Raw genomic sequence first — 26,822 nt, 5'->3', positions numbered from 1 at the left:
CCGACTCGGCCCGCACCGCCCGCGACACCGCCGACGCCCTCCTCCCCGGCCAGGCGGGGCGGGGCGCGGTCAGCGGCCTTTGAAGAGGGCGACGACCCCTCTGAGCGTGCGTTCGTCCAGCGAGCCGAACGGATTGTCGTGCACCAGGTAGGTCCAGGTCGCCGACGGGCGCCGCAGGCCCGCTCCCCCGAGGTCGATGCCGTCCTCGGACGCGGTGAGCTCGGCGAAGCCCTCGACCGCGCGGTCGAGGGCGGTGTCGAGGAGGCGCTTGCCCGCGGGCACCGCATCGCGGTTGAACTCGATCAGCGGGTCCAGGCCCCGGCCGAGCGACCGCAGGTGGATGCCCTCCCGCAGGTCGGACAGGAACGCGAGATGCTCGGCCCAGCCGCGGTCCAGGTGGAACAGGACGATCTGGCGGGCGGCGCCCGCGACCGCCTCCGCGCCCGCGATCCCGGCCAGCTCGGCATGGTGGCCGGACGCCTTCTCGGCCATCAGCGCGTCGGCCCGGTCGCCGCACAGCACCTCGTCGCGTTCGGCGAGGATCTCGCGGCGCTGCAAGTCGATCAGGTGGTTGTAGCGCCAGGTGTTGCGGTGCAGCTCCAGGTCGACGCCCTCGGCGACGCGCTGCGCGTGGCCGACGAGCCAGTGCGCGCCCTTGTCGGTGATCAGCCCGTCATCGCCGGCCGTGCCCCTGGCCTTCTCGTCGGGTGCGTACCGGGTGACCAGGCCGTCCTCCACGCTGGCGAAGAACACCGAGCCCCCGGGGTCGCCCTGCCGTCCGGCGCGTCCCCGGAGCTGATCGTCGAGGCGGCTGCTGTGGTAGCGGCCGGTGCCGATGACCAGGAGCCCGCCCGCCTCCGTCACCGTGTCGTGCGCGGCACCGGAGCCGTGCGCCGCGCCGGCGTCGGGCGCCGCGCCGGCGTCGGGCGCCGCGCCGGCGTCGGGCGCCGCGCCGGAGCCGCCGAGGCGGATGTCGGTGCCGCGGCCGGCCATCTGGGTGGAGACGGTGATCGCGCCGTGCGTGCCGGCCTCGGCGATGATCGCCGCCTCCTCCGCGTCGTTCTTGGCGTTGAGGACCACGCAGCTCAGCCCGGCCCGGCCGAGCCGGCGGGCCAGCCGCTCGGACTCGGCGACGTCGCCGGTGCCGATCAGCACCGGCCGCCCGGTGCCGTGCGCCGCGGAGATCTCCTCGACGATCGCCACCTCCTTGTCGGCGACGGTGGCGTAGAGCCGGTCGGGCTCGTCGTCGCGGACGCACGGCCGGTTCGGCGGGATCACCGCGATCTCGAGCGTGTAGAACTCGCGGAGCTGCCCGGCGACCGCGAGCGCGGTGCCGGTCATCCCGCACCGGACCGGGTAGCGGCCGATCAGCTCCTGGACGGTGATCGAGTCGAGGATCTCGCCGGTCGGCGACGCCTCCAGGGCCTCCTTGGCCTCGACCGCGGTCTGGAGCCCGTCGGGCCAGCGCTGGAGCAGCGCGACCCGGCCGCGCGACTCGCTGATCAGCTTCACCGCGCCGTCCCGGACGATGTAGTCGACGTCGCGGTGGAGCAGCACCTCGGCGTGCAGCGCGACGTTGACCGAGGTGAGGAGCTCCAGGTTGGCGGGCGCGTACAGCTCGACGCCGCCGAGGGCCCGCTCGGCCTCGCGCGCCCCGGCGGGGGTGAGCTGGACGTTACGGGCCTCGTCGTCGGTGGTGTAGTGCAGGCCGGGCCGCAGCCGCCTGGCCAGGTCGGCGTAGGCGGAGTCGGCCTGCGCCGGGGCGGGCGCCTCCTCGACGACGGGGGTGGTGGCGCCGGCCAGGACGAGCGGGACCATCGCCTCGTCGACCAGCACCGAGTCGGCCTCGTCGACCAGCACCACGTCGGGCGCGGGCAGGACGCGGTCGTCCTCGCCGGTGGCCATGCGGTCGCGGAGCAGGTCGAAGCCGACCTCGCTGACCGGGGCGTACGTCACGTCGGCGGCGTAGGCGGCGCGGCGCTCCCCGGGGCTCGAGGTCTGGCCGACCCAACCGGTGGAGACGCCGAGCATCGCGTAGAGGGGGCCCATCCATTCGGCGTCGCGCCGGGCGAGGTAGTCGTTGACCGACAGCACGTGCACGCGGTGGCCGCGCAGCGCGTACCCGGCGGCGGCGAGCGCCCCGGCCAGGGTCTTGCCCTCGCCGGTCGCCATCTCGGCGACGTGCCCGGAGAGCAGCGCGAGCGTTCCGAGGAGCTGGGTGTCGAACGGGCGCTCGCCGAGCGTGCGGCGGGCGGCCTCGCGGCCGAGGGCGCACAGCTCGGCGAGGTCGGGTTCGTCCTGGTCGCGGAGCGCCGCGACGGCGGCGGTCAGCTCGGCGTCGCTCAGCCCGCGGGTCCGCTCCTCGCGCCGCCCGGCCCGGCCGGCGACGTCCTGGAACGGCGCCAGGTCGGCGCTCCCCGGCCGCTGGACGAGCCGCCGCAGCCGGTCACGCAGCGCCATGGCGCCCTCCCCTGCGGACGGTGGTGTGTTCGGTCACGCTTCCCCCAACGGCCGCGCGCGGTCGCGCGTTCCCCACAGATGATCTCAGGACGGACGAGCCCGGGACCACCCCGGAGGCCCCGCGGAACACCCCGGATCCGCAGGTGATCTTTCCGCGTCATCCCACCTAGGCACGAGGTCTGACCTCGATTTCATCCCTTGGGTGGATCCCTTCCGGCACCCCGGTTGGGAGGATGGGTTCATACGGGGTTGCGGTGGCCAGGGGAAGCGCCGCCGCGGAACGGGGAGTCGTTATGACACCGACGGCACGGTGGGCCGCCGCACAGCGGCGCAAGCGCCAGATCATCAGCCAGACGGTCATCGATCGAGCCCTGCGGGACCCTCGGTGGCACGATCGGCACCCGGCCGAGACGGCGTCCGCCAAGTAGCCGAGCAGAGGCACGCAAGCGAGACCACGGCCCGCTCCGGAGCGCCCCCCACGCAGTCGCGCGGGGGGCGCTCCGGCGTTCGCGGGGGCTCCGGCGTCTGTGCGGGAGCCGGTGCCCGCCCCTCGCGGGGTCAGGCGGAGAAGACCTCGTCGCGGGCCTGCTCCAGGGCGGCGTGCAGGGCGCCGCGCAGCACGGGGTTGCCCTCGACCTCGGTGACCGCGACGGTCGGGCGGGTCGGGCTGATGCGGCCCACGGCACGCTCTATCCGGGTCGCCAGCGGACGTCCACCGGCCCGGCCGAGCTGGCCCGACAGCACCACCAGGCCCGGGTCGAGCACGATGTTCACCGAGGTCACGCCGTAGGAGATCCGGTTGGCCAGCTCATCGAGGAACGGGCCGCCGCGGTCCTCGTCCGCGGCGGCGTCCTGGACGCACGCGACGGCGCTCGGCCCGGCGATGCCGTACTCGTGCGCCAGCGCGCGCACGGCGTCGGCGCCGACCAGTGACCCGTAGCCGCCGGCCAGGGCCGGCTTGCCCCAGGTGGTCGACTCGGTGAACCCCTCGTCCTCGGGTCCGCGGCGGGCCGCCGCCAGCGGGAGGGGCGCCCCGGGCACGGGCAGGTAGCCGATCTCCCCGGCGCCCCCGGACCGGCCGCGGTGCAGCCGGCCGCCGAGCATCACCGACAGGCCCATGCCGCGGTCGAACCACATGAGCGCGAAGTCCTCGGCGTCGCGGGCGGCGCCGTAGGCCCGCTCGGCCAGCGCCGCCAGGTTGACGTCGTTCTCGATCGTCACCGGCCGGCGCAGGTCGGTCTTGAGCGCGGCGAGCACGCCTTCATGCCAGGCCGGGAGGTCGAAGGAGAACTGGACGTCGCCGGAGCGCGGGTCGACGACGCCGGGGGTCCCGATGACGAAGGCGCTGAGCCTGGAGACCGCGACCTTGGCCGAGCGGCACGCCTTCACCACCGCGTTGTGCACCATTTTCACCGGATCGTCCGCGCCGTTAGGATCGACCGTGACCTGGGCGGCGATACAGCCCGTGATGTCGGCGACGCCGGCGGTGACCCCGTCCGGCCCCACCTCCAGGCCCGCGACGTAGGCACTCGACGGCACCACCCCGTAGAGCGCCGCGTTCGGGCCGCGGCCCCCCGCCTGCTCCCCGACGACCTCGACCAGCCCGCGCTCCTCGAGCCTGGACAGCAACTGGGAGGCGGTGACCTTCGACAACCCGGTGTGCTCGCCGATCTGGGCGCGGGTCAGCGGGCCCTGCCCGAGCAGCAGGTCCAGCGCCGACCGGTCGTTCAGCTCACGGAGCAGCCGCGGTGTTCCCGGGCGTCTGGCCATGATGCGCCCCCTCGATGTCTCAATCCGCTAACGAGCGGTTTTGTTTAGGAAAGTTTCTTGTTAGTTTACCCCCAGTGCCCCGGCCCCCACCCCGGGACGGGGGGCGCACGCAGAGCGCCGACTGGCGAGCAGGGCGCCCGCGGCCGGTGCGAGGAAGAGCCGGGCATGGCTGGACCCTAAAGGGTGCGGCCCGGCTCCGACCGCACCGCGGCCGGACGGCCACGCGAGGCGATGCCGGAAAGGATCCCCCAGTGAAGTACATCAAGATTGCGGCCGCGACGGCCGCGATCGCCCTGGCCGCCACGGCCTGCGGCGGCGGCGACGATGACGGCGACGCGGGCTCGGGCAAGGACCCCGCGCAGCTCAAGGTGTGGATGATGGGCGACGGGACCCCGGAGCAGACCAAGTTCCTGGACGGCGTCGAGACCGAGTTCAAGCAGAAGCACCCGGGCACCGACGTCCAGATCAAGTACGTGCCGTGGCCGCAGGTCGCCACCACCTTCCAGAAGGCCGCCGCCGGCGGCGAGGGCCCGGACGTGACCGAGATCGGCAACACCGACGTGCAGTCGCACGTCGAGCAGGGCAGCCTCGCCGACATCAGCGACCTGATCTCCGGATGGGCCGACGCCAAGACCCTCAACAAGGCGGCGCTGCAGAACGACCAGTCGGGCGGCAAGACCTACGCGATGCCCTGGTACGGCGGCGTCCGCGGCGTCTGGTATCGGACCGACTGGTTCCAGGACGCCGGCATCCAGCAGCCGAAGACGTGGGCCGATCTGTCCGCCGCGGCCAAGAAGCTCCAGGACGCCAAGAAGATCCCCGGGATCGGCGCGCCCAGCGACCAGACCAACGCGCTCCTCAGCTTCATCTGGGGCAACGGCGGCGAGGTGGCCACCAAGGACGGCGGCACGTGGGCGGGCAAGCTCGACCAGCCGCAGGCCGTCGAGGCCGTGAACTTCTACACCGGCCTGGTCACCAAGGAGAAGGTCGCCCCGCAGAAGTACATCGGCAAGAACGAGCTGGAGGGCCCGCAGCGCGACTTCGCGCTCGGCAAGCTCGGGATGTACATCGACGGGAGCTGGGCGCTGAAGGAGATGAAGAAGATCTCCGCGAAGGACGCCGACAAGTGGGCGGTGTTCCCGATCCCGGCCAAGACCGGCGGCAACGCGCCGGTGATGGCGGGCGGCTCGGACGTGGCGGTCTGGAAGGACACCAAGGCCAAGAGCGCCGCGTTCGACTACATGACGGTGCTGAACAACGCCAAGAACGCCAAGGCGTGGGCCGACTACAGCGGCTTCTCGTCGATGCGCGGGGACGTGAAGTTCAGCGACCCCAAGCTGGAGATCTTCACCGAGATCGCCGGCAGCACCAAGTTCCCGCCGATCACCGCGGGCTGGGCCGAGTTCGAGCAGGCCAAGAAGGTGCTGCCGAACACGGTCAAGGCGATCATGCAGGGCAAGGCGGCCGACGGCGAGCTGAAGAAGGCCAACGAGCAGGCCAACACACTGCTTAACCCGTGACCGCGCGGCCCGCGCCGCCCCGTCCCCGCTGATCGGACTGGAGTCCATGCTCGACACCGCTCCCGCGGCGCGGAAGGCGCCGGGCCGGAGATCCTCCGGCCCGGCGCGTCCCCGCCGCCGCCCCCGCATGGGGCCGTACCTGCTGATCGCGCCGACCGTCGTCGTCATCGCCGTACTGATGTTCTGGCCGGTGATCCAGATCGGCGTCATGGCGTTCCAGAAGGTCGGCAACCGCCAGCTTCGCGGCGAGCCCGCCGAGCAGGTGGGCACCGAGAACTTCGCCACGATCTTCAAGGACCCGTTCTTCTGGCAGACCCTGCGGCACACCGTGCTGTTCGCGCTCGTGGCGGTCTCGCTCACCCTCGTCGTCGGCACCCTGATCGGCCTGCTGCTCAACAAGCTCGGCCGGCGGATGTCCGGCTTCGTCGCCAGCGGCGTGATGGTGGCCTGGGCCACCCCGCCGGTCACCGCGGCGATCATCTTCTCCTGGCTGTTCGGCACCACCGGCGGCGTGGTCGACTGGCTGCTCGCACTGCTGCCCGACTGGCTCGTCGGCGGCGGCTGGGACGACTACAACTGGTTCGCCACGCCGCTGTCGGCCTACACGGTGCTGACGGTCTGCGTGGTCTGGCAGGCGTGCCCGTTCGTCGCGGTGTCGGTGCTGGCCGGGCTCAAGAGCATGCCGAGCGAGCTGTACGAGGCCGCGCGGGTGGACGGCTCGGGGCCCTGGCGCACGTTCTGGAGCATCACCGTGCCGATCCTCAAGCCGATCTTCCTGGTGCTGGTGGTCATGTCGATCATCTGGGACTTCAAGGTCTTCACCCAGCTGTTCGTGATGGCCGGGCTGGCCAACCGCGACTCGTTCAACCTGTCGCTGTACGCCTACTCCGAGGCGTTCGGATCGCTCAATCCCAAGCTCGGCATGGGCTCGGCGATCGCGATGGTGCTGACGGTGGTGCTGCTCATCGTCACGGCCCTGTACGTGCGGGTCATGGTGCGTCAGGGGGAGACCCGATGAGATCGCGCAGGCTCCGCAAGATCACCCTGAACGGGACCGGCGTCCTGGTCTTCCTGGCCTCGATCTTCCCGGTCTTCTGGATGGCCTCGACCGCGTTCAAGCCCAACAACGAGATCTTCAGCAGCACGCCCAAGCCGCTGCCCGCGCACCCGACCCTGGAGCACTTCGACCTGGTGCTCAACGGCGGCATCGCGGAGGTGTCGTTCTGGGCCTACTTCCGCAACAGCGCGATCCTGGCCATCGTCACCGTGCTGGTGTCGGGCCTGATGGCGCTGCTCGCGGCGACGGCGGTGGCACGGTTCCGGTTCCGGTTCCGCACCACCTTCCTGATCATGCTGCTGGTGGTGCAGATGGTGCCGTGCGAGGCGCTGGTCATCCCGCTGTTCCTGGACCTGAAGCGGCTGGAGCTGCTCGACAGCCTGCCCGGCCTGGCGATCGTCTACATCGGGTTCGCGGCGCCGTTCGCGATCTGGATGCTGCGCGGCTTCGTGGCCGCGGTCCCGAAGGAGCTGGAGGAGGCGGCGGCGATCGACGGCGCCGGCCCGATCCGGACGTTCTTCACGGTGCTGCTGCCGCTGGTCGCGCCCGGCCTGGTCGCCACCAGCATCTTCTCCTTCATCACCGCGTGGAACGAGTTCATCTTCGCCTTCACCTTCCTGGACGACCAGGACAAGTACACCTTGCCGATCATGCTGCAGTTCTTCTTCGGACGCAGCGGCAACGCATGGGGGCCCATCATGGCGGCGTCGACGCTGCTGACCATTCCCGTCATCGTCTTCTTCCTGCTCGTCCAGCGCCGCATGGTGTCGGGCCTCACCGCCGGGGCGGTGAAGGGATGACCGGCGGCGAGATCTCCCGGCTGGCGCGCGGCACGCTGCTCCCCGGCTTCTCCGGCTCCACCGTCCCCCGCTGGCTCCGCGACGAGCTGGAGCAGGGCCTCGGCGGCGTCACGGTGTTCGCGCTGAACGGCAACGTGCCGAGCCCCGAGGGGCTGGCCGGGCTCACCGCCGAGATGCGCAAGTCCGGCGACCCGTTCGTCACCATCGACGAGGAGGGCGGCGACGTCACCCGCCTCGGCGGGCACCTGACCGGCAGCCCCTATCCGGGCAACGCCGCGCTCGGCGCGGTGGACGACCCGGAGCTGACCCGCCGCGTCTACCGCTCGCTCGGCGCCGAGCTGGCCGAGGTCGGGGTGAACCTCAACTTCGCCCCGTCGGTGGACGTCAACACCGCCGACGACAACCCGGTGATCGGCACCCGCTCGTTCGGGCCGGACGCCGCGCTGGTGGCCCGGCACGCGGCGGCGGCCGTGGCCGGCACCCAGGAGGCGGGCGTGGCGGCGTGCGCCAAGCACTTCCCCGGGCACGGCGCCACCGTCGAGGACTCCCACCTCGGCGTCCCGATCGTCGACGCCGACCTGGCGCTGCTGGACCGGCGCGAGCTGGTCCCGTTCCGGGCGGCGATCGAGGCCGGCACCCGGGCGGTGATGACCGGGCACCTCAACCTGCCCCAGATCACCCACGGGGTGCCGGCCACCCTCTCCCCCGAGGCGATCACCGGGCTGCTCCGCGAGCGGCTCGGCCACCAGGGGGTGATCGTCACCGACGCGCTGGACATGCGCGGCGCGAGCGGGGCGATCGGGATCCCCGAGGCGTCGGTGCGCGCCCTGATCGCCGGGGCCGACCTGCTGTGCCTCGGCCCGCACGAGCACGCCGACACCGTCCGCGCGACGTTCGCGGCGATCGACGAGGCCGTGCGCACCGGCCGGCTCGCCCCGGAACGGCTGGCGGACGCCGCCGAGCGGACCCGGCGGCTCAAGGAGTGGCTCGCCGGGCACGGCGCCGCCAGGGTCGACCGCGCCGCCGGCCTGGACGCGGCGCGGCGCGCGCTGCGGGTGTCGGGGGCCCTGCCCGGCTGGGACGGGTCGCCCCTGGTCGTCGGGCTGGCCTCGACCGGCAACATCGCCGTCGGCCCGACCCCCTGGGGCCTGGCCCCCTGGGCGTCCGACGCCGTGCACGCCGCGGGGACGGCGGAGGAGGCGCCCGGTCTGCTGGAGCGTGCCAAGGGCCGGGGGCTGGTCATCGTGCTCCGCGACGCGCACCGGCACTCGGGCCAGCGGGCCCTGACGACGGCCCTGCTGACCGCCCGTCCGGACGCCGTCGTGGTGGAGATGGGGCTGCCCGTGTGGCGGCCCGAAGCCGCCGTCCACCTCGCGACGTACGGCGCCGCGCAGGCCAACGCCCAGGCTGCGGCGGAACTGCTCGGCCTGGCCGGGCCCGGCGGCGCGGGGGCCTGACGGGCCGGCGGCCACGGCGGCGGCCACGGCGGCGGCCCGGAGGTTCTCGGGCCGCCGCCGTGGCGGGTTTCCGGTCATGGGGCACCCCTAAAGCCCGACCAGTCCGATCGGCAAGGGATAATAGGCGCATGCGATTGTCCGCCCGGGTCGACTACGCGCTGCGTGCCTCCGCGGAGCTGGCGGTGGCCGGAAGTCATCCGGTCACCGCGGTCCAGCTCGCCGAGGCCCAGCAGATCCCGCCCAAGTTCCTGGAGAACATCCTCGGCCAGCTGCGTCGCTCCGGGATCATCCGCAGCCAGCGCGGCCCGGAGGGGGGTTACTGGCTCGCCAAGCCGGCCGAGCAGATCTCCATGGCCGACATCATCCGCGCGATCGACGGCCCGCTGCTCGGCGTGCGGGGCGAACGGCCCGAGCATGTCGGGTACGAAGGCCCCGCGCGCTCGCTCCAGGAGGTCTGGATCGCGCTGCGCGCCAGCGAGCGCGCGATCCTCGAGCGGGTGAGCCTCGCGCACATCGCCGCGGGCGAGCTGCCCGAGCCGGTCCGCAAGCTCACCGAGGACCCCGCCGCCTGGGAAAGCCCCTCCTTCATCTGACATGCCCGAGGGCGATGTCGTCTGGCTGGCCGCCCGGCGCCTGCACGAGGCGCTCGCCGGGCGGCCCCTGACGCGTTCGGACTTCCGCGTACCGCGGCTCGCCGCCACCGACCTGCGCGGCCGGACGGTCCGCGAGGCGGTGCCGCGCGGCAAGCACCTCCTGGTGCGGGTCGAGGGCGGGTTCACCGTGCACACGCACCTGCTCATGGAGGGCCGCTGGCAGATCCGCCGGGCCGGGCCGCCGCCGCGCGACCACCGCGTCCGGCTGATCCTCACCAACGCCGAGTGGCAGGCGGTCGGCTACTCCCTCGGCGTGGTCGAGCTGCTGCGCACCGCCGACGAGGCCGCGGCGGTCGGGCATCTCGGCCCCGACCTGCTCGACCCCGGCTGGGGGCCCGCCCTCGCCGCCGAGGCCGTGCGGAGGCTGGGCGAGCGGCCCGGCCGCGCGGTCGGCGAGGCCCTGCTCGACCAGTCCGGGCTGGCGGGCATCGGCAACGTCTACAAGGCCGAGATCCTCTTCCTGCGCGGCGTCCACCCGTGGACGCCGGTGGGCGAGGTGAACGGCCTGCCCGACCTGGTCGAGCTGTCCCACCGGCTGCTGGACGCCAACAAGGAACGCCACGGGCACGTCACCACCGGCGACCTGCGGCGCGGCCACACGCACTGGGTGTACGGACGGGCCGGACGCCCCTGCCGCCGCTGCGGCACTCCGATCCAGCGGGCCGGGCAGCCCTCCGACGCGGGCGAGCGCGTCACCTACTGGTGCCCCCGCTGCCAGCCCGCCCCCTGATCAGGCCCGCCGCCCGGCACGACCACCGCCCGTCCGCGCAGCTCGCCCTTGTCGAGCCTGGCGTAGGCGTCCTGCACCCGGTCGAGCGGGAAGAGCTCGACCTCGTTGCGGACCACGCCGCGCTCGGCGAGCGCCACGACCTCCTGGACGTCGGCGATCGTCGAGCCCTGGAAGGTGAACACCTCACCGTCGCGCGGCAGCCCGCCGAACCACGGCCGGTCGAACGTCCCGCCGGATGCGCCGACCAGCCCGTACGCCCCGCCCGGCCGCACCGCGGCGAGCCCGGCGCGAATCGTGGCGTCGGCGCCCGCGAAGTCGAGCACCGCGTCGGCGCCGCGCCCGCCGGTCAGCTCCCGGATCTCGGCCGCGGTGGTGTCGCCGGCCCCCTCGAGCGCCTCGTCGGCGCCGAGCTCGCGGGCGAACTCCAGCCGCGTGGGGACGGGGTCGACCGCGATCACGCGCGCGGCGGTGAGGGCGCGCAGGAACTGCACGGCGAACGCGCCGAGGCCGCCCGCCCCGATCACCACCGCGACGCCGTCCGGCAGGACGCGCGGCAGGACGCGCCGCACCGCGTGATAGGCCGTCGCGCCCGCGTCGGTCAGCGGGCCGGCCGTGCGCGGGTCGAGGGTGCGCAGCGGGACGAGGTCGCGGGCGCCGTCGACCAGGACGTACTCGGCCAGCCCGCCGTCGCGCCCGTACCCGCGTCCCGCGAGACCGTTCGGGCATGAGCCGTCCTGCCCGCGCACGCAGTACCAGCACGTGCCGCACGACGCGGGCGAGACGAGCGCGACCGCGTCGCCGAGCGCGAGCGGCGGCGCGCCCGTGCCGGTGCCCGTGCCGGTGCCGATGGCCGCGATGCGGCCCGCGGTCTCGTGGCCCAGCGTGAACGGCGCGTGCCAGCCGAGGGCCCCGCCGACCTCGGCCGGCATGCCCATCATCGTGAAGTCGGAGTGGCACAGCCCGCAGCCGGCGACCTCGACCAGGATCTGGCCCGGTCCCGGCTCGGGGTCGGGCACCTCCACCAGCCGCGGTGGCCGCTGCCACTCCTCGATCCGAAACGCGCGCATCGGCCCCGCCCCTCCGGCGCGGGCCCGCCCGCGCTCTCGACCGTCGTCCCGACGGGTCGAGTATCGCGCTCAGCCGGCGGCCGGCGCCAGGACCGCCCGACCGAGGCCGGCCAGCAGGCCGGCCAGCTCGGCGAACTCCGCGGGGGCCACCGAGTAGCAGATCTGGGTGCCGTGCCGGCGGGTGGTCACCAGCCCGGCCTCGCGGAGCACCTTGAGGTGCTGGCTGATCGTCGGCTGGCTCACCCCGAACACCGCGGTGAAGTCGCAGGCGCAGGTCTCCGGCTCGACGGCGAGCCGCTGCACGATGCCGAGCCGCACGGGGTGCCCCAGGGCCCGCAGCATCGCCACGTGCCGCGCGTCGCTCTCGATCATGTTGACACTCTATCGCCCTCTCTCTATATAGTCGAAATCCTAAATAGTGAATCCCCTATACAGGAGCGGCGATGCCCGAACCAGCCGAGGGTCCGACCACGGCACCGCCCGACTCCGCCGAGGCGGCCCCCACCGAGACGGTGCTGTCCCCCCGCCACCGGGCCCTGACCATCGGCCTCACCCTCTCGGTCACGGTGGTGGCGTTCCTGTGGCTGGGCGTCACCACGGTCCTGCCGAAGGTCGCGTCCGACCTGGACGGCCTGTCCCTGTTCGGCTGGGCCTTCACCGGCTTCATGCTGGCCAACATGGTCGGGACCGTGCTGGCGGGCCGGCTGGCCGACAGGACCGGCGCCGTCCGCCCCTATCTGATCGCGTTCGCGGTGTTCACCGCCGGGTGCGCGGCCGCCGCGGTGGCGCCGAACTGGCCGGTCCTGCTCGCGGCGCGGGCCGCCCAGGGGTTCGGCGTGGGCGGGGTGCTCACGCTGGTCTACCTCAGCGTGGGGCGCGCCTACCCCGAGCGGCTGCGGGCCAAGATGCTCGCGCTGGTGGCCTCCTGCTGGACGCTCCCGGCGCTGATCGGGCCGGTGCTGCTCGGCCGGCTGGCCGACTCCACCGACTGGCGGATCGTGTTCGCCGTCTTCATCCCGGCGGTCCCGATCGCCGCCGTCCTGACCCTGCCCGGCCTGCGCGGCCTCGGCCCCAGCGGGGCGGGCGCGGACGGCGCGGACGGCGGCCCGTCCGGCGGGGGGCGGCTGTGGGCGACGCTCGCCCTCGCCGTCGGCGTCGGCGCGCTGATGGCCGGACTCGACGCGCGCGAGCCGCTCTACCTCGTCCCGCTGGTGCTGGTGGGCCTGGCGATCACGATCCCGGTGCTGCGCCGCCTGCTCCCGCCGGGCACGCTGCGGCTCCGCCGCGGCCTGCCGAGCGCGGTGGCGGTGCGCGGCCTGGTGAGCGTCGCCTACTACGGCAGCGAGGCGTTCTTCCCGCTGACGATGACCACGGTGTACGGGCTGTCCAGCACCCAGGCGGGCCTCGCCCTCGCGGTCGGCGCGATCACCTGGGTGGGCGGCGCGTGGCTCCAGGCCCGCTTCGACGAGCGCGGCGGCGACCGGGGACGGCGGATGCGGGTGATGGCCGGCTTCGTGCTGCTCGTCGCGGGGCTCGGACTCCTCGTGGCGACCGTCGCGGTGCATCCGGCGCTGCCGGTGGCGCTGGCCGCGGTCGGCTGGGGCGTCGGCGGCCTCGGCATGGGCCTGGTCTACCCGTCGGTGACCACCCTCGCGCTCGGCCAGGCCAAGGCCGGCGAGGAGGGCGCGGCCAGCGCGGGCCTCCAGCTTTCGGAGACGCTCTCGGTGGCGCTGATGACCGGACTGAGCGGCGCCGTGCTCGCCTTCGGCGTCTCGGCCGGCTGGGAGGAGGCCACCTCGTTCGCCGCGGTGTTCGGCATCGCCGTCCTGGCCTCGCTCGCCGGCATCGGCACCGGGGCGCGGACCCTGGCCGCCAAGGCGGGCTGAACGCGCCAGGGCATCTGCCCGGGCGGTCGACGCCCGTCCGGGCAGATGCCCTGGCGCCCAGGTCCCCCGGACCCGGACGGGTCGCCGCCTTGCCGGGTCGCCGGATCCTGCGCCCGTACGCCGATCCTGCGACGGCTCGCCACCCAAGTCAATTCTCGGCTTTCCTTGATGAGACCCAAGCAATACCTTGGCCGGTATGACCTTGGACGATCTACGCGTGTTCGTCGCCGTCTGCGAGTCCGGCAACCTGAGCGCCGTGGCCCGCGACCTGTCCTGTAGCCAGTCGGCCGTCAGCCAGCACGTGAAGCGGCTCGAGCGCGAGACCGGGCTCCCCCTCCTCGAACGGCTCCCCCGGGGTGTCGCCCCGACCGGGGCGGGCCGGATCCTGCACCGCGCGGCGGCCGACGGCATCGCCGGGATCGGCACCGCGCTCCGCCGGCTGGACGACCTGCGCCGGGGCGTCGGCGGCACGGTCCGGATCGCCACCGGCGCCACCACCGTCCGGCACTTCATGGCCGGGGGCGTGGCCGGCTTCCGGACCCGCCATCCCGACGCCGCGCTCCAGTTCGAGACCGCCGGGTCCAGCCGCCGCTGCCTGGAGTCCGTCCGGGCGCACGACACCGATCTGGCCTGGGTCACGATCGGCCCGCCGTTCGACGGGGTGGAGCAGCGGCCCTCCTGCGAGCTGCCGTGGGTGCTCGCCGCGCGCACCGACGACCCCATCTCGCACCGCCCGTCGATCGCGCTGGAGGACCTCGCGGGCATCCGGCACATCGAGCTGCCCCCGCACTCCACCTCGCGCCTGCACCTGGAACGGCACCTGGACCTGCACGGCGTGCGGCTCGCGTCCAGCACCAGCGTCGCCGACTGGGACACCGCCCTGCTGCTGGCCGAGCTCGGCCTCGGCCACGCGATCCTGCCCGCCCTGCCGGGCTGGAATCTCGGCATGGGCGCGGTGGTGCGGCTGGTCCCGATCCCCGGCCTCCCGCCGCTCACCGCCGGCTGGGCGGCCCGCCAGTGGGACGCGCTCACGCCCCTGGCCAGGGAGTTCGCCGACACCGTCCTCGAGCATCTCACCGGGCGGCCCGGCCGACTCGCCGACCCCGCACGTTGAGTCCCCGGCGCCCCCCGCGCAGAGTGGGGGGATGACCACCGAGGCGCCCGGGGACCTGCGCGACCGCGTCGACCGGCTGGCGGACGCGCTCGCGCGGGCCGGGCGGCTGACCGACGAGCGGTGGCGCGCCGCGCTGCACGCGGTCCCCCGGCACCTGTTCGCGCCGCCGTCGGCCCTGGTGGTGCCGGACCGGCCGCGGTACGAGAGCTTCGCGATCGACCGGGACGCCGATCCGGACGCCTGGTGGGACGCGGTCTACTCCGACGCCGCGATCGCCGCGCAGGTGGACGACGGCGCGGCGGACGGGGCCGGCACCTGGACCAGCTCGTGCTCCTCGCCGAGCGTCGTGGTGATCTTCCTGCACGCGCTGCGCCCGCTCGACCACCACCGGGTACTGGAGATCGGCACCGGGACCGGCTGGACCGCCGGACTGCTGGCCTGGCGGCTCGGCGCGCCGAACGTGACCTCGGTGGAGATCGACGGGGCGCTGAGCGCCCGCGCCGCCGCCAACCTGGAGGCCGCGGGCCTGTCGCCGCGGCTGCTGGCGGGCGACGGCGCGGACGGCGCCCCGGACGGCGCGCCGTACGACCGGGTGCACGTGACCTGCGGGGTCGAGCGCGTCCCCGCCGCGTGGGCCGGGCAGTCCAGGCCGGGCGGGGTGCTGGTGTTCCCGTGGTCGCCCGGTTGGGGCATGGGGCACGTCGCGCGGCTCACCGTCACCGGTGACGCGACGGCCACCGGACGGCTGACCGGCGCGGCGGGCTTCATGATGCTGCGCTCGCAGCGCCGCCCGTCCGGCGTGCCCGGGCCGTCCGCGGACGCCGACGCCTCGACCACCCGCCTGGACCCGCGGGCCACGCTGAGCGACTCCGCCGGCGCCGAGGTCGCGATCGCGGCGCAGGTACCGGGGGTCCGGTCGCAGATCGCGACGGCGCCGGACGGCTCGTGCCGGATCTGGGCGATCGAGAACCAGGGCGCCGACCCCGCCTGGGCCGCGGCCGACTTCGTGCCGGGCGATGGTGACCACACCGTCCTCCAGTACGGGGCCCGGCGCCTGTGGGACGAGGTGGAGGCCGCTTACTTCGCCTGGGTGTCCTGGGGACGGCCGTGCCGCGAGCGCTTCGGCCTGACGGCGGGTCCGGCCGGCCAGGCGGTCTGGCTCGACCGTCCCGCCCAGATCGTCAGGCCGCCCTAGCCGGGCGCGCGCCGGGCGGCGGGATCAGGACGGGATCAGCGGGCTCGGGCGGGACCCGTCAGGTCTGCGCCTGGAACATCCAGTGCTGCTTCTCCAGGCCGGCGGTGAGGCCGATCAGCAGGTCCTGGGTGACCGGGTCGGGCTCGTCGGTCGCCGCGATCCGCTCGCGGAACCGGCCGATGATCTGCGCGAGGGTGTCGGTGACCGCGGCGACGACCTTGTCGTCGGCGAGGTAGCCCGCTTCGAGCTGCGGCAGCGCGGTGCGGTCGGCGACCGTGCGGGCGCGGCCGTCGGGGTTGACCCCGATCGCCACGGCGCGCTCGGCCACGTCGTCGGCGCCCTGCCGGGCCAGGTCGACCACCTCGTCGAGGTGCTCGTGCACCACCTTGAAGTTGCGCCCGGTCAGGTTCCAGTGCGCCTGCTTGGCCACCAGAGAGAGGTCGATCAGGTCGACGAGGGCGCCCTGGAGCGCCTCGCCCGTGGTCTTGCGCGCCGCCTCGGTGAGCGTGCTCTTGACCGCCGCCATCAGGGGCTCCTTCCGCGTCGTTCCGGTGTGACCGTTACAACGGAGAAGGATCCCCTCCTATGCCGACCTCACTCGTGAGCCCGCGCACACCCGCGGTCTCTTTTGGGTCAAATGAGAGTCTTCGGGTCAAATGAGCGTCAGGCCGCCACCATGTCGGGCCGGAGTTCGCCGGTGATCTCCTCGGGGGTGGCCGGAATGCTCTCGGTGGTGATGCGCTCATGCTCGGGTGGCGCGCCCGCCATGACGGGCTCGTGCTGAAGCTCGGCGAGCGCCAATGAGTCGGCGACCCCACGCAGAACGTGCGACAGCGGCACTCCCAGGGCCTTGCAGATCGAGGCGAGCAACTCCGAAGACGCCTCTTTCTGACCCCGCTCTACCTCGGAGAGATAGCCGAGGGAAACCCGTGCCGCCGCGGACACTTCACGGAGGGTGCGTCCCTGGCGCAGCCGCAGCTGCCGCAGTACGTCACCGAGCAGCTGGCGAAGCAGGACCATCGTCTCGCTCCCTCCCTCAGTTCGGACCATCTGCCGGTTCCACCGTACCCGGCCGGGCGGTGGGCGCGGCAGACCGTTGATTTCGTGTTCGCTCGGAACGTAACGCTGTAATCAGCCCGTCTCTTCCCGAACGCCTCGACCCTCGCGCGCCGCGTCGTCCACGTCAAGACCCAGCAGAGTCCGTCTAAGCAGCTCAAGGGCGTGCACGACGGTCATTCTGCGGATCACCGGGCGGATCTCGGACCCGGCCCCGGGCACGGGGAGTCGCGGTGCGGTCACCGTCAGCAGACCTCCCGGTCCGGCCACACTGGCATAAACCGTCCCAACCGAATGCCCGTCCTGGGGCTCGGGACCCGCCACACCGGTCACCGCGAGCCCGTAGGCGGCCCCGAGACGGTCCCGCACGCCCTCGGCCATGGCGGCGGCCACCTCCGGGTGCACGGCGCCGTGCTCGGCCAGCAGGGCCTCGGGGACGCCCAGCAGCCGGTGCTTCAGCTCCGTCGCGTAGGCGACCACGCCGCCCGCGTAGGTCGCCGACGAGCCGGGCATGGCGGTCAGCTCGGCCCCGATGAGCCCGCCGGTCAGCGACTCGGCCACGGCGACCGTCGCCGACCGCTCGGCCAGCAGCCGGTGCACCACCCGGTCGAGGCCCTCGGCCCCCTCCCCGTAGACCGCGTCGCCGAGGGCCGCGTGCACGCCCGCCTCAGCGTCCGCGAGCAGGGTCCGGGCGTCCGGGCCGACGGCGGTGATCCGGATCCTCACCTCGGCCGGATCGGGCAGGTAGGCCAGCTTGACGCCGGGCATCGCCTCCACCGGCGCCAGCCGGGTGGCGATCACCGACTCCCACAGCCGGGCGGTGCGCAGCGTGCGCCGCGCGACCTCCGGCCGGCCCGCGCGGGCGGCCAGCTCCGGCAGCACCACCTCGTCCATGATGGTCCGCATCTCGAACGGGACGCCGGGCAGCGCGTAGACCACCCCGCCGGGCAGCTCCACCCGCAGCCCCGGGGCGCTGCCCGCCGCATTGCGGAGCAGACTCGCCCCCTCGGGGACCTCGGCCATCCGCAGGGCCATCGGCTCCAACTCCAGGCCGGACGCGGCGGCCCGCTCACGCAGCCGCCGCTCCAGCGCGGCGTCGCGGATCAGCGGTACCCCGGCCGCCTTGGCCAGCGCGTCGCGGGTGAGGTCGTCGTAGGTGGGCCCGAGCCCGCCGGTGGTGATCACGGCGTCGGCCCGCTCCAGCGCGGCCCCGGCGGCTTGGACGATCACGTCCGTCTCGTCGCCGACGACCACGCTGCGGGTCACCTCGACGCCGTGATCGGCCAGCCGCCGGCCCAGCCACGCCGCGTTCCCGTTGATCGTGTCGCCGAGCAGCAGCTCGTCGCCGACGGTGAGCAGTTCGACCCGCACCGCGCCCCCTCCATCCGAACCGCCAGGACGCCGCCGAATCTACCGCTCCCGCCCCGGGCGGGAGGGGTGCTCCTCGGGCGGCCGGCGCCGCTCAGGCCGCCGGACGGTCCCGGCGGGCGCCGCGCAGGCGCCATGCCTGGACGAGGTAGTCGACGCCGGTCACGATCGTGACGACGAGCGCGGCGGCCATCAGGGCCCAGCGGACCGGGTCGAGCGGGCCGGGCAGGATGAAGAAGCCGATCGCGAAGACCTGGAGCGCCGTCTTCAGCTTGCCGCCCTTGCTGGCCGGGATCACCCCGTGCCGGATCACCACCAGGCGCAGCAGCGTGATCCCGACCTCGCGGACCAGGATCACCGCGGTCACCCACCACCACAGCTCGCCGAGGACCGACAGGCTGATCAGCGCGCCGCCGGTCAGCGCCTTGTCGGCGATCGGGTCGGCGATCTTGCCGAAGTCGGTGACCAGCCCGCGGCTGCGGGCCAGATCACCGTCGATCTTGTCGGTGATCGAGGCGATCGCGAACACCACGAACGCGGCCAGCCGCATCGCGGTGCCGTCGAGGAACAGCAGCCACACGAACACCGGGACCAGCGCGATCCGGATCAGGGTGAGGGCGTTGGCGATGTTGTAGACGCTGGGCGGGGCGGGGTGCGGGGACGGATCGGGCGGACCGGCGGCGGAGTCGGGGGTGCCGGCGGTCATGACACGTCCGCAACCAGGTCCACGCCGTCGTTGCCGGTCACCCTCGCCGTGACGATGTCGCCCAGGGCGAGCCCCTCCCCGTGCACCGTGACGGTGCCGTCGACCTCGGGGGCCTGGTGCTCGGCGCGTCCCTCGAAGCCGCCGTCCTCGCCCTTCTCCTCCAGCAGGACGCGGACCTCGGTGCCGATCCGGTCCTCGGCGCGCTGGGCGGACAGCTCCTCGGCGAGCGCGGTCAGCTCCTCGACGCGGGCGGCGACATCGGCCGGGTCGACCTTGCCGTCCAGGTGGGCGGCCTCGGTACCGTCCTCGTCGGAGTAGCCGAAGACGCCGATCGCGTCGAGCCGGGCGTCGGTGAGGAACGCGGCGAGCTCGTCGAAGTCGGCCTCGGACTCGCCCGGGAACCCCACGATGAAGTTGGACCGCACGCCCGCCTCGGGTGCCTGGGCGCGGATCTGGTCGAGCAGCTGGAGGAACCGCTCGCGGTCGCCGAACCGCCGCATCGAGCGCAGCACCGGGCCGCTGGCGTGCTGGAACGACAGGTCGAAGTAGGGCGCGACGCCGGGCGTCGCGCAGATCGCCTCGATCAGGCCCGGCCGCGTCTCGGCGGGCTGGAGGTAGCTGACCCGCACCCGCTCGATGCCGTCGACGCCCGCGAGGCCGGGGAGCAGCTTCTCCAAGGCGCGCAGGTCGCCCAGGTCCTTGCCGTAGGAGGTGGAGTTCTCGCTGACCAGCACCAGCTCGCGGACGCCGTGCCCGGCGAGCCAGCGGGCCTCCTCCAGCACCTCCGCCGGGGGCCGCGACACGTAGGCGCCGCGGAAGGCGGGGATGGCGCAGAAGGTGCACCGGCGGTCGCAGCCGGACGCCAGCTTCAGCGGGGCGACCGGGCCGCCGCCGAGCCGCCGCCGCAGCACCCGCGGGCCGCTCGCCGGGGCCGTCCCCTCGGGGAGGTCGCCGTGGCCGGGAACCTCGCCGTGGCCGGGAATGGACACCTGCGGCGCCGACGCGGACCGCTCGGCCGGGCTGATCGGCAGCAGGGTGCGGCGGTCGCGCGGGACGTGCGGCCGGTGCTCGCGGCCCGCCATCACGTCGTCGAGGCGGTCGCCGATCGTGCCGTAGTCGTCGAAGCTGAGCACGGCGTCGGCCTCGGGCAGCGCCTCGGCCAGCTCGGCCCCGTACCGCTCGGCCATGCAGCCTGCGGCGACGACCTTGGCGCCCGAGTCGTGCGCGGCCAGCAGCGTGTCGATGGAGTCCTTCTTGGCCGCCTCGATGAAGCCGCAGGTGTTGACCACCACCACGTCGGCGCCCTCGGAGCTGGCCGTCAGGTCCCAGCCGGCGCCCTCGATGCGGGCGGCGAGCTCTTCGGAGTCGACCTCGTTGCGGGCGCATCCGAGCGTGACGAGGGAGACCTTGCGGCGTGCAGACATGCCCCTAAGGTAATGGTCCCGGCGTCCCGGACCGACCGTGGGCCACGCCTTCGCGGCGGGTTTCAGGCGGGTTCGGGCTGGTTCAGGCGGTCTCGGGGTCGCGCGGGGTGAAGCTCAGCCGCAGCACCCGGCCGCCCTTGCCGGGCGAACCGATGTCCTTGCCGTTGACGGTGACCTTCATGCCGCCGCCGCTGCCCATCAGGATGATGAGCTTCTTGCGGGCCTTCCACTTCCGGGCGTCGCCCCGGCGGATGGTGCCGCTGAACAACGTCCGGCCCTTGTCGCCGCGCACGTTGACCCAGGTGGCGCGCTTGGCCTTGAGGCGCACCTCGACGTTCTTGCGCGGCGCCTCGACCACCGGGTCGTTCTTCTTCGGCGCGGGCGCCACGGGGTTGGCGGCGCCCGCCGGGCCCGGGGTGCCGGCCACCTGCCGGGCGGTGCGCCGCTCGGGCCCGCCTCCGCCGCCGAACACCTGGACGACCCCGTAGATGACCACCAGCGCGAACGCGAGGGCCATCGCCGCGCTCCAGTTCGGCGAGCGGCGCTCGCGGAACGCGACCGGATGCTCGGGCTCGAGCGCCGAGACGGGCTGCGGCGCGCCGCCGTGCGACTCGTCGAAGTCGCGGACCAGCGGCTCGGGGTCGATGCCGATCATCCGGGAGATGTTGCGGATGTGGCCGCGGGCGTAGAAGTTGCCGCCGCACACGGAGAAGTCGTCGTTCTCCATCCCGCGGATGACGGTCTCGCGGACCCTGGTCTGAAGGCTCACCTGGGTGACCGTGAGACCGGCCCGCCGTCGCTCTCTCGCCAAGGTCTCACCGATGCTCACGCCGAGCCTCCCTTGAGAGCGACCATGCCCAACCCCACACTCCAGCGACACCAGTCTAGAAACCGCAATGCCCGCTGAGCGACAGACAACACGTTCGAAACAGGGCAAGATTGCGCATCATTCCACCATGCCCGATCCGGTCCCGCTCCGCCACGGCGGCGCGGAACGCCCCAGGTCGACCGGTACGACCGGGCGCCGCCGCGGACCGTCCAGGGGGCTCAGGAGCCGCCGCGGAGCTCGGCCAGGACCCCCGGGAGGTCGTCGGGCTTGGCGAGCACGTCGCGCGCCTTGGAGCCCTCGCTCGGCCCGACGATGTCGCGGCTCTCCATCAGGTCCATCAGCCGGCCGGCCTTGGCGAACCCCACCCGCAGCTTGCGCTGGAGCATCGAGGTGGACCCGAACTGGGTGCTGACGACCAGCTCGATCGCCTGGACGAGCAGGTCCATGTCGTCGCCGATGTCGCCGTCGATCTCCTTCTTCGGGCCGGCGACGTCGGTGACGTCCTCGCGGTAGGCCGCCTCCATCTGCCCCTTGCAGTGGCCGACGATCCCGCTGATCTCCTTCTCGGCGACGAACGCGTTCTGCAACCGCATCGGCTTGCTGGCGCCCATCGGCAGGAACAGGGCGTCACCCTGCCCGACCAGCTTCTCGGCGCCGGGCTGGTCGAGGATGACCCGGCTGTCGGCCAGCGAGGACGTCGCGAACGCCAGCCGGGACGGCACGTTGGCCTTGATCAGGCCGGTCACCACGTCGACGCTCGGGCGCTGGGTGGCCAGCACCAGGTGGATGCCGGCGGCGCGGGCGAGCTGGGTGATCCGCACCACCGAGTCCTCGACGTCGCGCGGCGCGACCATCATCAGGTCGGCGAGCTCGTCGACGATCACCAGCATGTACGGGTAGGGGGTGTAGACCCGCTCGCTGCCGGGGGGCGCGGTGAGCTTGCCCGCCTGCACCGCCTTGTTGAAGTCGTCGATGTGCCGGAACCCCGAGGCGGCCAGGTCGTCGTAGCGCCGGTCCATCTCGCCGACGACCCACTCCAGCGCCTCGGCGGCCTTCTTGGGATTGGTGATGATCGGGGTGATCAGGTGCGGGATGCCCTGGTACATGGTCAGCTCGACCCGCTTGGGGTCGACCAGGATCATCCGCACCTCGTCCGGGGTGGCCCGCATCAGCACCGAGGTGATCAGGCCGTTGATGCAGGTGGACTTGCCCGCGCCGGTCGCGCCGGCGATCAGGATGTGCGGCATCTTGGCCAGGTTGGCCACCACCGTGCGGCCCTCGACGTCCTTGCCCAGCCCGACGATCATCGGGTGGTGCTCGCTGGTCGCGGCGGGCGAGCGCAGCACGTCGCCGAGGCTGACGATGTCCTTGTCGACGTTGGGGATCTCCACCCCGATCGCGGACTTGCCGGGGATCGGGGAGATGATCCGCACGTCGGCGCTCTTGACCGCGTAGGCGATGTTCTTGGTCAGCGCGGTGACCTTCTCGACCTTGACCGCCGGGCCCAGCTCGATCTCGTACCGGGTGATGGTCGGACCCCGGGTGAACCCGGTGACCTGCGCGTCGATGTCGAACTGCTCCAGCACCGCGGTGAGCGCGTTGACCACCGTGTCGTTGCCCTTGGTGCGGGCCTTGGAGACGCTGCCGGGACGCAGCATCGCCGGGTCGGGCAGCTCGTAGATCTCGCCGGACGACGACAGCGGGAGCTGCTCGGTGCGGGCCGGCGCCGGGGTCGGGTCGGGCACCTCGTGCTCGAGGTCGGGCTCGGGCTCGGGCGGCGGCGGGAAGTCGTCCTCGTCCTCCAGCGCGGTGGCCTGCGGCGGGATCTCGGCGAACGGCTCGGGGTCGAAGAGGTCGTCGGCGAGGTCGCGCTGGGGCTTGGCGCGCTTCTTCGGCCCGTCCTTCAGCAGCGGGGTGTCGTACGGCTTGGAGTGCTCGCCGACCTCCAGCCCGTCCTCGTCGCGCGGCTCGTCGCCGCCCTTGCCCCCACCCTTGCCGCGGCCCTTGCGGCGCGGTTTGGGGGCGGCGCCGGCGGCGAGCGCGTCGGGACGGTCCGGACGGCCCTGCAACGTCGCCACGGCCCACAGGTCGGTCATCCGCTCGGGGACCTTGGCGATCGGCGTCGCGGTGACGACCAGCACGCCGAAGCCCGACAGCAGGAGCAGCAGCGGCACCGCCACCCAGCCGCTGAGCGCCGCGTCGAGCGGCGCGGCGACCAGCCAGCCGATGACGCCGCCCGCGTGCCGGACCCCGTCCATGTCCTTGGCCGGGGTGGGCAGGCCCGCGGCGACGTGCAGGATGCCGAGCACGCCGACGCCGAGGGCGGTGATGCCGATGACGACGCGTCCGGTGTCCTCGTGGTGCTCGGGATGGCGCAGCGTCCGCCAGGCCAGCAGCGCCAGCAGCACCGGGAGGGCCATGGCCACCATGCCGATGCCGCCGCGCACCACCTGCTCCAGCGCGATCGTGACCACCCCGTCGGGCCGCCACCAGGTGACCGAGGCCAGCACGATCGACGCGCCGAGCAGGGCGAGGCCGAGACCGTCGCGCTGGTGCTCGGCGTCGAGGCTGCGGGCGCCGTGCCCGTAGGCGCGGAAGACCGACCCGACGCCGACCGCCGCCAGGTGGTAGAGCTTGAAGATCAGCTTGAAGAAGCCGACGATGAGCTGCGGGATCGGATCCGGCTTCTGCGGGGGGCGGCCCCGGCCGCCCGAACCCCGGCCGCTCTTGCCGCCGCCCTTCGCCCCGCCGCTCGGGCGTTTGCGCGGGGCGGGCCCCGCCGGCTTGCGAGCCGCGCCGCCCCCGGTACGCGAGGATGTGGTCTTCGCTCCCCCGGACGCACGTGTGGCCATGGTTACGAGAGTAACCAAGGAGCAGCGGCGTGCCCCGGCACGGAACCGGCGTGTTGCCAGGCAGAGGGCGAACGACCGCAAGACCACGCGAATACGGCGCGTGGCCTCGCGGTCGCCCGCGGTGGCCCGAAGGCCGCCGGCCCCTGCTGTGCCTCGGCTACACCTCGACGAGCACCGGGATGATCATCGGGCGGCGGCGGTAGTTGTCGCTCACCCACTTGCCGGCGGTGCGCCGGATGATCTGGTGGAGCTGGTGCACGTCGTTGACGCCGTCGCCGGCCGCGTCCTGGAGGGCCGCCTCCAGCCGCTCGATGACCTGGTCGAAGTCCTCGTTGACGATGCCGGCGCCACGGGCGTGGATCTCCGGCCCGGCGACCACCTTGCCGGAGCTGGAGTCGATCCCGACGACGATGGACACGAAGCCCTCCTCGCCCAGGATCCGCCGGTCCTTCAGCGAGGTCTCGGTGACCTGTCCGACCGACAGCCCGTCGACGTAGACGTACCCGGCCGGGACCGCGCCGACGATCCTGGCCTGGCCGTCGACCAGGTCGACCACCACGCCGTCCTCGGCGATGACGATGTTGTCGTCGGGCACCCCGGTGAGCGCGGCCAGCTTGGCGTGCGCCCGCAGGTGCCGCCACTCGCCGTGGATCGGCATGAAGTTGCCGGGCTTGGTCATGTTGAGCACGTACAGCAGCTCGCCCGCGGAGGCGTGCCCGGACACGTGCACCAGGGCGTTGCCCTTGTGCACGATGCGGGCGCCCCAGCGGGTCAGGCCGTTGATGACCCGGTTGACCGAGGTCTCGTTGCCCGGGATCAGCGACGAGGCCAGCATCACCGTGTCGCGGTCGGTGATCCTGATCTGGTGGTCGCGGCCGGCCATCCGCGACAGCGCCGACATCGGCTCGCCCTGCGAGCCGGTGCACACCAGCACCAGCCGGTCGGCCGGGACGTCCTCCAGCTCGCGCTGCTCGACCATGATGCCCTCGGGCACGCGCAGGTAGCCGAGCTCGCGCGCGACCCCCATGTTGCGCACCATCGAGCGGCCGACGAAGCACACCTTGCGGCGGTTGGCGACGGCGGCGTCCAGCACCTGCTGCACCCGGTGGATGTGCGAGGCGAAGCAGGCGACGATGAGGCGCTCCTGCGCGGTGCGGAACACCTCGTCGATCACCGGGCCGATGTTGCGCTCGCTGGTGACGAAGCCGGGGACCTCGGCGTTGGTCGAGTCCGACATCAGCAGGTCGATGCCCTCGGCGCCGAGCCGGGCGAACCCGCCGAGGTCGGTCAGCCGGCCGTCCAGCGGGAGCTGGTCCATCTTGAAGTCGCCGGTGGCCAGGACCAGGCCCGCCGGGGTGCGCAGCGCGACCGCGAGCGCGTCCGGGATCGAGTGGTTGACCGAGAGGAACTCGGCGTCGAACGGGCCGAACGACCGCGTCTCGCCCTCGCGGACGACGTCGGTGACCGGCTTGATGCGGTGCTCGGTGAGCTTGGCCTCCAGCAGCGCCAGCGTGAGCCGCGACCCGACCAGCGGGATGTCGCGGCGTTCGCGCAGCAGGTAGGGCACGGCCCCGATGTGGTCCTCGTGGCCGTGCGTGAGGACGATCGCCTCGATGTCGTCGAGCCGATCTCGGATGTACTCGAAGTCCGGCAGGATCAGATCGATGCCCGGCTGCTCGGTTTCGGGGAAAAGCACGCCGCAGTCGACGATGAGCAGGCGTCCGCCGTACTCGAAGACCGTCATGTTGCGGCCGATCTCCCCCAGACCGCCCAGTGCGACGATGCGCAGCCCGCCTTCGGCGAGCGTGGGCGGATGCGAGAGCTCGGGGTGAGGATGGCTCACCTAGGAACCTCCGGGATGGTTACCTCCGGCACTTTGACTCCCCCAATCGTGAGGTCTTCACGCAGTCGCGCCGCGAACTCCGGCGGGGCCTCGACGAGCGGCGCGCGCAACGGGCCGCCGCCCGGAAGGCCCAGCAGGTTCAGCGCTGCCTTCACGGCGATGGCGCCCTGCGTACGGGTCATGATGGCGGCGACCACGGGCAGCAGCCGCCGATGGATCTCCAAGGCCCGCGCCTGCTCCCCGGCGCGGTACGCGTCGATCATCTCATGGAGCTCGGTGCCCACGACATGTCCGACCACGCTGACGAACCCGGCCGCCCCGACCGACAGCCAGGGCAGGTTGAGGACGTCGTCGCCCGAGTACCACACCAGGTCGGTCTCGGCCATCACCTGCGAGGCCGCGAACAGGTCGCCCTTGGCGTCCTTGACCGCGATGATCCGCGGGTGCTCGGCGAGACGGACGAGGGTCTCGGAGTGGATCGGCACCCCGGTACGGCCCGGGATGTCGTACAGCATGCTCGGCAGGCCGGTGGCGTCGGCCACCGCCGTGAAATGCCGGAGCAGGCCCTCCTGCGGAGGCTTGTTGTAATAGGGGGTGACGACCAGCAGGCCCTGCGCCCCGGCGGCCTCGGCCTGCCGGGCGAGGTTCAGGGTGTGCTCGGTGTGGTTGGTCCCGGCACCGGCGATGACGACGGCGCGGTCGCCGACCGCCTCGATCACCGCGCGGAGGAGGCGCTCTTTCTCGGCGTCGCCCGTCGTCGGGGACTCACCGGTCGTGCCGTTGACCACGAGGCCGTCGTGTCGCCGCTCGTCGACCAGGTGGGTCGCGAGGCGCGCGGCTCCGTCGTAGTCGACGCCGCCGTCCGGCAGGAACGGAGTGACCATAGCGGTCAGCATCCGCCCGAACGGAGCGTCACTCGTTGTGCTGGGTGCCATGCACCGAACGGTACCGTTCCGGCCGATCGGCTTGGACCCTCAGGTCCCCTTCCGGCGGCGGATCACCGCGCCGGGCCGACGGGCGGACGCGGGGCCGGAC

At 73.3% G+C, this 26,822-nt stretch carries 22 protein-coding genes; 9 read left to right on the top strand and 13 right to left on the bottom strand.

Features of this window, described 5'->3' with window-relative positions; all coding sequences use genetic code 11:
• Positions 1 to 69: 69 nt before the first annotated feature.
• Positions 70 to 2,460 carry an accessory Sec system translocase SecA2 gene (gene secA2, locus OHA34_RS34105; protein WP_329519978.1) on the bottom strand — a complete coding sequence of 797 codons (2,391 nt, stop codon included), beginning with the start codon at positions 2,458 to 2,460 and terminating at the stop codon, positions 70 to 72.
• Between the two features lie 558 nt (positions 2,461 to 3,018).
• Positions 3,019 to 4,230, bottom strand: a complete 1,212-nt coding sequence (locus OHA34_RS34100) for an ROK family transcriptional regulator (protein WP_285937199.1) — start codon at positions 4,228 to 4,230, stop codon at positions 3,019 to 3,021.
• A 251-nt stretch (positions 4,231 to 4,481) separates the two neighbouring features.
• On the opposite strand from OHA34_RS34100, the gene OHA34_RS34095 reads away from it, so the two are divergent.
• From OHA34_RS34095 to OHA34_RS34070, 6 genes are all read left to right on the top strand, one after another.
• On the top strand, positions 4,482 to 5,750 hold the full coding sequence (locus tag OHA34_RS34095) for an extracellular solute-binding protein (RefSeq protein WP_329519977.1): 1,269 nt from the start codon (positions 4,482 to 4,484) through the stop codon (positions 5,748 to 5,750).
• 46 nt (positions 5,751 to 5,796) lie between these two features.
• A complete protein-coding gene (locus OHA34_RS34090; RefSeq protein WP_285937201.1) occupies positions 5,797 to 6,768 on the top strand; it encodes a carbohydrate ABC transporter permease in 972 nt (323 codons plus the stop codon).
• Positions 6,765 to 7,607 (top strand): carbohydrate ABC transporter permease, encoded by an 843-nt coding sequence (locus OHA34_RS34085; protein WP_285937202.1) that lies wholly within the window; start codon positions 6,765 to 6,767, stop codon positions 7,605 to 7,607. The genes OHA34_RS34090 and OHA34_RS34085 overlap by 4 nt, the downstream gene beginning before the upstream one ends.
• On the top strand, positions 7,604 to 9,064 hold the full coding sequence (locus OHA34_RS34080; RefSeq protein WP_329519976.1) for a glycoside hydrolase family 3 protein: 1,461 nt from the start codon (positions 7,604 to 7,606) through the stop codon (positions 9,062 to 9,064). Before OHA34_RS34085 ends, OHA34_RS34080 begins: the two co-directional genes overlap by 4 nt.
• Positions 9,065 to 9,192: 128 nt before the next feature.
• On the top strand, positions 9,193 to 9,657 hold the full coding sequence (locus tag OHA34_RS34075; protein WP_285937204.1) for an RrF2 family transcriptional regulator: 465 nt from the start codon (positions 9,193 to 9,195) through the stop codon (positions 9,655 to 9,657).
• A gap of 1 nt (position 9,658) precedes the next feature.
• Positions 9,659 to 10,447 carry a DNA-formamidopyrimidine glycosylase family protein gene (locus OHA34_RS34070; protein WP_329519975.1) on the top strand — a complete coding sequence of 263 codons (789 nt, stop codon included), beginning with the start codon at positions 9,659 to 9,661 and terminating at the stop codon, positions 10,445 to 10,447.
• On the opposite strand, the gene OHA34_RS34065 is transcribed toward OHA34_RS34070, so the two are convergent.
• Positions 10,414 to 11,514 (bottom strand): NAD(P)-dependent alcohol dehydrogenase, encoded by a 1,101-nt coding sequence (locus OHA34_RS34065; protein ID WP_329519974.1) that lies wholly within the window; start codon positions 11,512 to 11,514, stop codon positions 10,414 to 10,416. The two genes, OHA34_RS34070 and OHA34_RS34065, sit on opposite strands and share 34 nt — an antisense overlap.
• 69 nt (positions 11,515 to 11,583) lie before the next feature.
• On the bottom strand, positions 11,584 to 11,886 hold the full coding sequence (locus OHA34_RS34060; protein WP_285937207.1) for an ArsR/SmtB family transcription factor: 303 nt from the start codon (positions 11,884 to 11,886) through the stop codon (positions 11,584 to 11,586).
• A 71-nt stretch (positions 11,887 to 11,957) separates the two neighbouring features.
• On the opposite strand from OHA34_RS34060, the gene OHA34_RS34055 reads away from it, so the two are divergent.
• From OHA34_RS34055 to OHA34_RS34045, 3 genes are all read left to right on the top strand, one after another.
• Positions 11,958 to 13,400, top strand: coding sequence for an MFS transporter (locus OHA34_RS34055; RefSeq protein ID WP_329519973.1), 1,443 nt, complete (start codon positions 11,958 to 11,960; stop codon positions 13,398 to 13,400).
• Between the two features lie 196 nt (positions 13,401 to 13,596).
• Entirely contained in the window at positions 13,597 to 14,514 is a 918-nt protein-coding gene (locus OHA34_RS34050) for a LysR family transcriptional regulator (RefSeq protein WP_285937209.1), read from the top strand.
• Between the two features lie 31 nt (positions 14,515 to 14,545).
• Positions 14,546 to 15,709, top strand: a complete 1,164-nt coding sequence (locus OHA34_RS34045; RefSeq protein ID WP_329519972.1) for a methyltransferase domain-containing protein — start codon at positions 14,546 to 14,548, stop codon at positions 15,707 to 15,709.
• Between the two features lie 58 nt (positions 15,710 to 15,767).
• Here the strand turns inward: OHA34_RS34045 and OHA34_RS34040 are convergent, their stop codons facing one another.
• From OHA34_RS34040 to dapA, 9 genes are all read right to left on the bottom strand, one after another.
• Positions 15,768 to 16,235, bottom strand: coding sequence for a Dps family protein (locus tag OHA34_RS34040; protein WP_285937211.1), 468 nt, complete (start codon positions 16,233 to 16,235; stop codon positions 15,768 to 15,770).
• A 137-nt stretch (positions 16,236 to 16,372) separates the two neighbouring features.
• The gene (locus tag OHA34_RS34035) at positions 16,373 to 16,729 is read right to left on the bottom strand and encodes a helix-turn-helix domain-containing protein (RefSeq protein ID WP_285937212.1); all 357 of its coding nucleotides are present in this window, start codon (positions 16,727 to 16,729) and stop codon (positions 16,373 to 16,375) included.
• Between the two features lie 111 nt (positions 16,730 to 16,840).
• Positions 16,841 to 18,136 (bottom strand): CinA family nicotinamide mononucleotide deamidase-related protein, encoded by a 1,296-nt coding sequence (locus tag OHA34_RS34030; RefSeq protein ID WP_329519971.1) that lies wholly within the window; start codon positions 18,134 to 18,136, stop codon positions 16,841 to 16,843.
• Positions 18,137 to 18,227: 91 nt separating this feature from the next.
• Positions 18,228 to 18,839, bottom strand: a complete 612-nt coding sequence (gene pgsA / locus OHA34_RS34025) for a CDP-diacylglycerol--glycerol-3-phosphate 3-phosphatidyltransferase (RefSeq protein ID WP_285937214.1) — start codon at positions 18,837 to 18,839, stop codon at positions 18,228 to 18,230.
• Positions 18,836 to 20,263, bottom strand: a complete 1,428-nt coding sequence (gene rimO / locus OHA34_RS34020) for a 30S ribosomal protein S12 methylthiotransferase RimO (protein ID WP_329519970.1) — start codon at positions 20,261 to 20,263, stop codon at positions 18,836 to 18,838. The genes pgsA and rimO overlap by 4 nt, the downstream gene beginning before the upstream one ends.
• Before the next feature lie 82 nt (positions 20,264 to 20,345).
• Positions 20,346 to 21,092 (bottom strand): helix-turn-helix domain-containing protein, encoded by a 747-nt coding sequence (locus tag OHA34_RS34015; RefSeq protein WP_285937217.1) that lies wholly within the window; start codon positions 21,090 to 21,092, stop codon positions 20,346 to 20,348.
• 218 nt (positions 21,093 to 21,310) lie between these two features.
• Positions 21,311 to 23,944 (bottom strand): DNA translocase FtsK, encoded by a 2,634-nt coding sequence (locus OHA34_RS34010; RefSeq protein ID WP_285937218.1) that lies wholly within the window; start codon positions 23,942 to 23,944, stop codon positions 21,311 to 21,313.
• Positions 23,945 to 24,101: 157 nt separating this feature from the next.
• Positions 24,102 to 25,787: a ribonuclease J gene (locus tag OHA34_RS34005; protein WP_329519969.1), complete on the bottom strand. Its 1,686-nt coding sequence runs from the start codon at positions 25,785 to 25,787 to the stop codon at positions 24,102 to 24,104.
• Positions 25,784 to 26,722, bottom strand: coding sequence for a 4-hydroxy-tetrahydrodipicolinate synthase (dapA, locus tag OHA34_RS34000; protein WP_285937220.1), 939 nt, complete (start codon positions 26,720 to 26,722; stop codon positions 25,784 to 25,786). The genes OHA34_RS34005 and dapA overlap by 4 nt, the downstream gene beginning before the upstream one ends.
• Positions 26,723 to 26,822: the final 100 nt, after the last annotated feature.

This window comes from Spirillospora sp. NBC_01491 (assembly GCF_036227065.1).
In the GTDB taxonomy this organism is placed as follows: Bacteria; Actinomycetota; Actinomycetes; order Streptosporangiales; family Streptosporangiaceae; genus Spirillospora; species Spirillospora xylanilytica.
The sequence above is the reverse complement of the archived record's forward strand: the minus strand, read 5'-3'. Positions and strand labels throughout refer to the sequence as shown.